The sequence below is a fragment of the Pseudomonas sp. Q1-7 genome, assembly GCF_028010285.1.
Classification (GTDB): Bacteria; Pseudomonadota; Gammaproteobacteria; order Pseudomonadales; family Pseudomonadaceae; genus Metapseudomonas.
In genome coordinates this window covers 124,092-132,500 of the sequence record NZ_CP116304.1, presented here as the reverse complement: position 1 = coordinate 132,500, position 8,409 = coordinate 124,092, and the positions used below count along the sequence as shown (strand labels likewise).

Sequence of the window (8,409 nt, the reverse complement as noted above, 5' to 3'; positions counted from 1 at the left end):
GAGCACGCGGATATGGGAGAGTGCACCAGCCATGGGATCACCTGGGAAAGGGTACGGGCCCCGCCTCTATATAGAAGGAGGCCCGAAGGAGGATCAGAAGAACGCCTGGATACCGGTCTGCGCACGACCGAGGATCAGCGCATGGACGTCGTGGGTCCCCTCGTAGGTGTTCACCACTTCCAGGTTGACCAGGTGGCGCGCCACGCCGAACTCGTCGGAGATGCCGTTGCCGCCCAGCATGTCGCGGGCCAGGCGGGCGATCTCCAGGGACTTGCCGCAGGAGTTGCGCTTCATGATGGAGGTGATCTCCACTGCCGCCGTGCCTTCGTCCTTCATCCGGCCGAGACGCAGGCAGCCTTGCAGGGCCAGGGTGATCTCGGTCTGCATGTCGGCCAGTTTCTTCTGGATCAACTGGTTGGCGGCCAGCGGACGGCCGAACTGGTTGCGGTCCAGCACGTACTGGCGCGCGGTGTGCCAGCAGAACTCGGCGGCCCCCAGGGCGCCCCAGGCGATGCCGTAGCGCGCGGAGTTCAGGCAGGTGAAGGGGCCGCGCAGGCCGCGCACATCCGGGAAGGCGTTCTCTTCCGGGACGAACACGTTGTCCATCACGATCTCGCCGGTGATGGAGGCACGCAGGCCGACCTTGCCGTGGATGACCGGCGCGGACAGGCCCTGCCAGCCCTTCTCGAGAACGAAGCCACGGATCTCGCCGGCATCGTCCTTGGCCCAGACCACGAAGACGTCGGCGATCGGGCTGTTGGTGATCCACATCTTGGCGCCGGTCAGGCGGTAGCCGCCGTCGACCTTCTTCGCGCGGGTGATCATCGAGCCCGGGTCGGAGCCGTGGTTCGGCTCGGTCAGGCCGAAGCAGCCGATCCACTCGCCGCTGGCCAGCTTGGGCAGGTACTTCTGCTTCTGCGCCTCGGTGCCGAATTCGTTGATCGGCACCATCACCAGGGAAGATTGCACGCTCATCATCGAGCGGTAGCCGGAATCCACACGCTCCACTTCGCGGGCGATCAGGCCGTAGCACACATAGTTGAGGCCGCTGCCGCCATAGGCCTCCGGTATGGTCGCGCCGAGCAGCCCAGTCTCGCCCATCTCGCGGAAGATCGCCGGGTCGGTCTGCTCGTGACGGAAGGCTTCCAGCACGCGCGGAGCCAGCTTGTCCTGGGCGAACTGCTGGGCGCTGTCGCGCACCATGCGCTCTTCTTCGGTGAGCTGCTGGTCCAGCAGCAGCGGGTCGATCCAGTTGAAGCTTGCTTTGGCGGCCATGGGAGTGTCCTCGGTAAGCGGGTTCAAGGGGCGGGCCCTGTCGAGACCCTGCCTTGTTAGTGTCGACGCATCCTAGACAGCCTAGGCCCTGTCGGACAAACGAGGATTTCGCATTATGTTGTGCTAATTTCTCACTCCGTAACGCCATATTTCCCACTTTCAAGCCATGATTTGTGATGCAGAGGTACAGCATGCGTCGGAAGATCCCCAGTACCGCCGCCCTGGTCGCCTTCGAATCCGCCGCTCGCCACCAGAGCTTCACCAAGGCGGCCGATGAGTTGGCGCTGACCCAGAGCGCCATCTGCCGACAGATCGCCGGGCTGGAGGAGTTCCTCGGTCTGGAACTGTTCCGCCGCTCACGGCGCGGAGTGAAGCTGACCGAAGCCGGCCTGGCCTATTCCCGGCGCATCGCCGCGCAGCTCGACGCGGTGGAGCGTGACACCCTGGCGGTGATGGGCCAGCAAGGTGCGATGACCGTCGAGCTGGCCATCGTCCCCACCTTCGGCACCCAGTGGCTGGTACCCCGTTTGAAGGACTTCCAGCGTCTGCATCCCGAGGTCACGGTGAACCTGACCAACCGCACCCGCCCCTTTCTCTTCGCCGATACCGAGTTCGACGCCGCGATCTATTTCGGCGACGCCGAATGGTCCGGCACCCGTGCCGATTTCCTCATGCACGAACATTCGGTGCCGGTGTGCAGTCCGGCCCTGTTGGAAGGCGCCGGCAGCCTCGATGCCGGGGCCATCGCCCGCCTGCCGCTGCTGCAGCAGACCACCCGCCCCTATGCCTGGCGCCAGTGGTTCAACTCACTGGGGATGAACGTGGCCCGCGACCTCAGTGGGCCGCGCTACGAGCTGTTCTCCATGCTCGCCCAGGCGGCCATGCACGAGATGGGGGTGGCGCTGATCCCGCCCTTCCTGATCCAGCGCGAGCTGGCCGACGGCCGCCTGGTGGTCGCCCACCCCCATAGCTTCCGCAGTGACAAGGCGTATTACCTGATTGTCCCCGAGCGCAAGCTCGAATCCGCCGCCCTCGGCGCTTTCCGCGACTGGCTGGTGGACGCCGCCCACCACTACCGCCGCGAGGCCGGGCTGGACTGACGCCGGCTGTAACCTCAGGTAGCAGCGTGCGCCGCGCGGCCCGGAAGATGCGCGGCGAAAGCCCTTCCGGCGCCCCGCTCCAGCAGCCACATCACCCACTCGGGTGAGTGGCGAAATCGCCCGTTCAGGCAGTTATGGCGCTAGAGGCGGCTGATTAGCATGAGGCCTCCCAAGACCCGCTCTGGAGAGCCGCATGACAACAAGAACAATGCGCGGAATCTTCCGGCCGCACACGCTGGCCGCCGCCGTCGCCCTGGGTTGCAGCGCCCAGGCCCATGCCATCGCATTCAACATCGGAGACATCGAAGCCCAGTTCGACTCGTCGCTTTCGGTCGGCGCCAGCTGGGCCGTGCGCTCGGCGGACCCGGAGTTCATCTCCACCGCCAGCGGAGGCGAGGCACTCTCGCGCACCTCGGACGACGGCCGCCTGAACTTCAAGAAGGGCGAGACCTTCTCGAAGATCTTCAAGGGCATCCACGACCTGGAACTCAAGTACGGCGACACCGGCGTGTTCCTGCGCGGCAAGTACTGGTACGACTTCGAACTGAAGGATGAGCACCGGCTCTTCTATGACATCGACGATCACAACCGCAAGGAAGGCGCCCGCTCCTCCGGGGCGCAGTTACTCGATGCCTTCCTCTACCACAACTACAACCTGGGCGACCTGCCGGGCAGCTTCCGCATCGGCAAGCAGGTGGTGAGCTGGGGCGAAAGCACCTTCATCGGCAACAGCATCAACTCGATCAACCCGATCGACGTGGCGGCCTTCCGCCGTCCGGGCGCCGAGATCAAGGAAGGCCTGATCCCGGTGAACATGATCTACCTGTCCCAGAGCCTGACCGACAATCTCTCTGCCGAGGCCTTCTACCAGCTGGAATGGGACCAGACGGTGGCCGACAACTGCGGCACCTTCTTCTCCACCTCGGACGTGGTGGCCGATGGCTGCGTCGACCGCCTGGTGGTCAACGGACCGGACCTGCCGCCCGGCGTCTCCACGAACACCGGCGGCACGCTCTACATCCCCCGCGCCGGCGACCGCGACGCCCGTGACAGCGGCCAGTTCGGCGTGGCCCTGCGCTGGTTCGTGACCGAGCTGAACGACACCGAGTTCGGCGCCTATGCGATGAACTATCACAGCCGTAACCCGGTCTTCAGCACCATTCGCACCACCACCCCGAGCGCCGCGATCATTCCGGGCGCCCCCGGTGCGCGCTACTTCATCGAGTACCCCGAGGACATCCGCCTCTACGGCCTGAGCTTCCAGACCAACGTCGCAGGCACCTCGGTGGCCGGCGAAGTCAGCTATCGGCCGAACATGCCGCTGCAGATCAACAGCACCGACCTGTCCTTCGCCGCCCTCGCCGTTCCGGTCTCGCCGGTGTTCGAAAGCGGCCACGCCCGCAACCGCGCGGGCGAGGAACTGCACGGCTACACCCGCAAGCCGGTCACCCAGGCGCAGGTCACCGCCACCCAGTTCGTCGACCAGGTGCTGGGCGCCAGCCGCCTGACCCTGGTGGGCGAGGTGGGCTACAACCACATCGGCGGGCTGAGCGACGACATCGGCGATTTGCGCTACGGTCGCGACCCCATCTACGGCCCGGGCCAGCTCTCCTCCCAGCCCCTGTGCCTGGCACTCACCGCCGCCAGCCCAGCCCAGCGCGAGTGCAACGACAAGGGCTTCTACACCAGCAGCTCCTGGGGCTACCGCGCCCGCGCCAGCCTGGACTACAGCAACGTCTTCGCCGGCATCAACCTGACCCCGAGCATCGCCTGGTCCCATGACGTGGACGGCTACGGGCCGAACTTCAACGAAGGCTCCAAGGCCATCAGCCTCGGCCTCAACGCCGAATACCAGAACACCTACACCGCCAGCCTGTCGTACACCGACTTCTTCGGCGGCCACTACAACACGATCACTGACCGCGACTTCGTCGCCCTCAGTTTCGGCCTCAACTTCTGATCGCGAGGATTCCCGGAATGACCAAGAGAAGCATCCTGCACAGTGGCGTCCTGGCCCTCAGCCTGATCGCCGCCAACGTCATGGCCGCTGTCACCCAGGAGGAGGCCGCGCAGCTCGGCGCCAGCCTCACGCCCCTGGGGGCGGAGAAGGGCGGCAATGCCGACGGCAGCATCCCGGCCTGGACCGGCGGACTGCCGACCAACGCCGCCACGGTCGACGCCAAGGGCTTCATCGGCGATCCCTACGCCAACGAGCAGCCCCTGTTCACCATCACCGCCGCCAACGCCGAGCAGTACAAGGACAAGCTGTCCCCCGGGCAGATGGCCCTGTTCAAGCGCTATGCCAGCACCTACAAGATCCCGGTCTATCCCAGCCACCGCAGCGCCGCGGCGCCCCAGGCGATCTACGACGCCGCCAAGCAAAGCGCGCTCAACACCCAACCGGTAGACGGCGGCAACGGCCTGTCCAATTTCGCCGAAAGCCACTACTACGCATTCCCCATCCCGAAGGATGGCGTCCAGGTGATGTGGAACCACATCACCCGCTACCGCGGCGGCAACGCCCGGCGCCTGGTGGTGCAGGCCACTCCGCAAACCAATGGCTCGTTCACCCCGGTGCAGTTCGAGGATGAAGTGGCCTTCCCCGCGGACATGACCCAACTGGACAAGGACAAGTCGGCCAACGTGCTGCTGTACTTCAAGCAGCGGGTCCTGGCGCCGTCGCGCCTGGCCGGCAACGTGCTGCTGGTTCACGAGACCATCGACCAGGTCAAGGAACCGCGCCTGGCGTGGCTCTACAACGCCGGCCAGCGCCGCGTGCGTCGTGCCCCGCAGGTGGCCTACGACGGCCCCGGCACTGCCGCCGACGGCATGCGCACCGCCGACAACTTCGACATGTTCTCCGGCGCCCCCGACCGCTATGACTGGAAGCTGGTGGGCAAGAAGGAGATGTACATCCCCTACAACAGCTACAAGCTGGAATCGCCCAAGCTCACCTACAAGGAGATCATCCAGCCGGGCCACCTGAACCAGGACCTGACCCGCTACGAGCTGCACCGCGTCTGGGAGGTGGTCGCCACCCTCAAGCCCAACGAGCGGCACATCTACGCCAAGCGCCACTTCTTCATCGACGAAGACAGCTGGCAGATCGCCTATGCCGATCACTACGACGGCCGCGGCCAGCTCTGGCGCGTCGGCGAAGGCCACGCCAGCTACCACTACCAGCGTCAGGTCAGCAGCTACGCGGTGGAGGCTCTCTACGACATCATCGCCGGTCGCTACATCGCGCTCGGCCTGAAGAACGAAGAGAAACACGGCATCGAATTCGGCTTCGCCGCCACCGGCGCCGACTACACGCCTGCCGCCCTGCGCAACGCGGGCATCCGCTGATGCCCTCCGGGCGCCCCGTCCTGGGGCGCCCCCTCCCTTCCGGCCATCCCTCTTATAGCGCGCCATAAGCGCTGCCCATGCTGCTTCAAGCCCACCCTGGGGCCGTCTAGTCTGCGCAAGTCCGGTTCATCCATAACAACAACGCTGCGAGAACCGCCATGCCCCGCCACGGCCAGACACCGCGCGCCCCCCAGACGCGCCTGCCACGCCTGCCTCCGGCCCACGTCCCGCGCCCCCGGCTGGTCGAACGACTTGCCGACCAGGATGCCCGGCTACGCCTGCTCTGCGCACCGGCCGGCTTCGGCAAGAGCGTGCTGCTCAACGAATTCCTCCGCGCCCAGGCCGGCCCCGCGCCGGTCATCTGGCTCAACCTCGCCAACCAGCCGCTGACCCCGGAGCAATTGCTCGCCCAGTTGGCCGTCGAACTGAACGAGCGCATCCCGCCCCTGCCTGCCGCCCAGGCCATGCAACAGCTGCTCGCCCAGCGCGGTGAACGGGTCTGGCTGGTACTGGACGACTACCCCGGCCTGCCACCGGCCAGCCTCGACGAGTGCATCGACCAGCTCCTGGCGCGGGCCCTGCCGGGATTGCGCCTGCTGGTCAGCGTGCGCCAGCGGCCGGACTGGAACCTTCCTCGCCTGCTGCTGGCCGGCGAGCTGCTGGAGCTGGATGCCACCCAATTGGCCTTCGACCGCCAGCAGCACGACCAACTGGTGGAGCAACTGGCACCGCACCTCAGCGTCGCACTGCGCGACGAACTCTGGCAGGAGACCGAAGGATGGTGCGCCGGCGTGCGCCTGCACCTGTCCGGCAAGGCACCGGCCAGCGCCAGTGCCCAGCACTGCTGGCTCAAGGAATACCTCGACCACGAGTTGCTCAACCGCCTGAGCCCCGAGGAAACCGACTGCCTGTTCGGCCTGGCCCACCTGCCCAAGGTCTCCGCCGAGCTCTGCCGGCACCTCTGGGAAGACAGCGACGGCGCCGGACTTTTCGAGCGCCTGCTGGCACGCCAGGCCTTCTGCATGCCGCTGGACGAACACGGCACCTGGTACCGCGTGCTGCCCGCCGTGGCGCGGGCCCTGCGCCACCGCCTCAGCGACGCCGCCGCCTCCCGCCTGCACCTCAGTGCCTGCCGCATGTTCATCGCCAGCGGCCAGGTGGAGGAAGCCATCGAACAGGCGCTCTGCGCCGGACGGCCGGAAGCGGCGGCGAACTACCTGGAACACCTCGGCCAGGAATGGCTGACCGGCGAACAGCACCTGGCCCGCCTCCTCGCCTGGCGGTCACGCCTGCCCATCGCGCTGCTGGAAAGCACACCACGCCTGCTCAGCCTGAATGCCTGGGGCCTGCTGATCTCCTGGCGCCTGGACGAAGCCGAAGCCTGCATCGCCAAGCTCGGCCACTTCCTCCCGCAACCCACCGCCCAGCGCAACCGCAAGCTGCTGGCCAACTGCCAGGCGCTGCAAGGCGTGCTTGCGGCCTTGCGCAGCCAGTCCCCATCCCGCGCGCGGCAGTACTGCAGCGAGGCCCTGGAGCACCTCCCCGAGCACGACTGGATGCCGATCCTGTTCTGCTACTCCAGCCTGGCGCGGGTCGCCATGGCCAGCGGCGCCCCGGAGGACGCGCAACCGCACCTGCACAAGGCGCTGGAGATCGCCCGCCGCCAGGGCAGCCTGCTGTTCGAGGTGCTGATCAACCTGGACCGCATCCGCCTGTTGCTGCTCCGCGGCGAGTTCGGCCGCGCCCAGAGCCTGCTGGAACAGAGCTTCGCGCTGATCGGCCAACGCAAGCAGGTGGACAGCCTGATGCTCGGCCGCCTGCACCTGATCCAGGCCGAGCTGCACCTGATCGCCGACCGCCTGGACGACGCCGAGGGCGCCCTGCAGGCCGGCCTGGAGCAGGCCCAGGACTGCCACGACCCCTTCGTCCTGCACGGTTTCCTCGGCCTGGCGGAGCTGTACGCCCGTCGCGGCCAGTTCGACGAGGCCTTCCTGGAACTGCGCGAAGCCGAGCGGCAGATGCATTGCCGCCAGGTCTGGCGCTACATCTACGGTGGCGTGCTGCACCTGCAACGCATGCGCGTGCTGGCCCGCCAGGGCCGCTGGGAGCGCATCGAGCCAGTGGCCCTGCGCATCCAGCGCTACTTCACCGGCGAGCACGCCTGGATGGCACCGCTGGATTACCCCGCCCTGCCCTTGCGCAACCAATTGCTGCTGGCACGGGCGCAGTTGGAAGGCGGCCACCCCGAGCAGGCCGAAACCCTGCTGCGCCCCCTGCTGGAGCGTTGCCAGACCCTGCAGTTCGTGCCGCTGGGGTGCGAAGTGCAACTGGCCCTGGCCGCTGCCGGGCAAGCCCTGGGTCGGCCCGACGCCGGCCAGCTGGAACGCCAGGCCCTGGAGCAGGCCGAACGCCTGGGTATGCACGGCCTGTTGCGGGATCACCCGCTGCGGGACGGCGGCGTGACAGCCGATGCCCCGTCCAGCCTGCTCAGCCAGCGTGAGCGCGCCGTGCTGCAACTGCTGGCCGAAGGCTTCTCCAACCTGGAGATTGGCGGCCAGCTGTTCATCTCGGTCAACACCGTGAAAACCCACACCAAGAAGATCAACAGCAAGCTCGGCGTGAAACGCCGCACCCAGGCGGTGATGCGCGCCAAGAGCCTGGGGTTGCTGGTCTAGCCGCCTCCCCA

6 protein-coding genes (1 of these 6 cut by a window edge) are annotated in these 8,409 nt (G+C 67.0%); 4 read left to right on the top strand and 2 right to left on the bottom strand.

Features of this window, described 5'->3' with window-relative positions; genetic code table 11:
• Nucleotides 1–33, bottom strand: the beginning of a protein-coding gene (locus PJW05_RS00615; RefSeq protein WP_271410020.1) for a CaiB/BaiF CoA transferase family protein. Its footprint begins 1,191 nt before the window's first position; 33 of the gene's 1,224 nt are visible here — the first part of the coding sequence; its start codon is at nucleotides 31–33; its stop codon lies off the left edge, out of view.
• A gap of 60 nt (nucleotides 34–93) precedes the next feature.
• On the bottom strand, nucleotides 94–1,275 hold the full coding sequence (locus PJW05_RS00610; protein WP_271410019.1) for an acyl-CoA dehydrogenase: 1,182 nt from the start codon (nucleotides 1,273–1,275) through the stop codon (nucleotides 94–96).
• Nucleotides 1,276–1,466: 191 nt separating this feature from the next.
• On the opposite strand from PJW05_RS00610, the gene PJW05_RS00605 reads away from it, so the two are divergent.
• The 4 genes from PJW05_RS00605 (at nucleotide 1,467) to PJW05_RS00590 (ending at nucleotide 8,398) form a co-directional block, all read left to right on the top strand.
• On the top strand, nucleotides 1,467–2,375 hold the full coding sequence (locus tag PJW05_RS00605; protein ID WP_271410018.1) for a LysR family transcriptional regulator: 909 nt from the start codon (nucleotides 1,467–1,469) through the stop codon (nucleotides 2,373–2,375).
• A gap of 193 nt (nucleotides 2,376–2,568) precedes the next feature.
• Complete coding sequence (locus PJW05_RS00600; protein ID WP_271410017.1) at nucleotides 2,569–4,335, top strand: DUF1302 domain-containing protein; 1,767 nt, start codon at nucleotides 2,569–2,571, stop codon at nucleotides 4,333–4,335.
• A gap of 17 nt (nucleotides 4,336–4,352) precedes the next feature.
• Entirely contained in the window at nucleotides 4,353–5,723 is a 1,371-nt protein-coding gene (locus tag PJW05_RS00595) for a DUF1329 domain-containing protein (protein WP_271410016.1), read from the top strand.
• A 158-nt stretch (nucleotides 5,724–5,881) separates the two neighbouring features.
• The gene (locus tag PJW05_RS00590; RefSeq protein ID WP_271410015.1) at nucleotides 5,882–8,398 is read left to right on the top strand and encodes a LuxR C-terminal-related transcriptional regulator; all 2,517 of its coding nucleotides are present in this window, start codon (nucleotides 5,882–5,884) and stop codon (nucleotides 8,396–8,398) included.
• The last annotated feature ends 11 nt before the right edge of the window (nucleotides 8,399–8,409 follow it).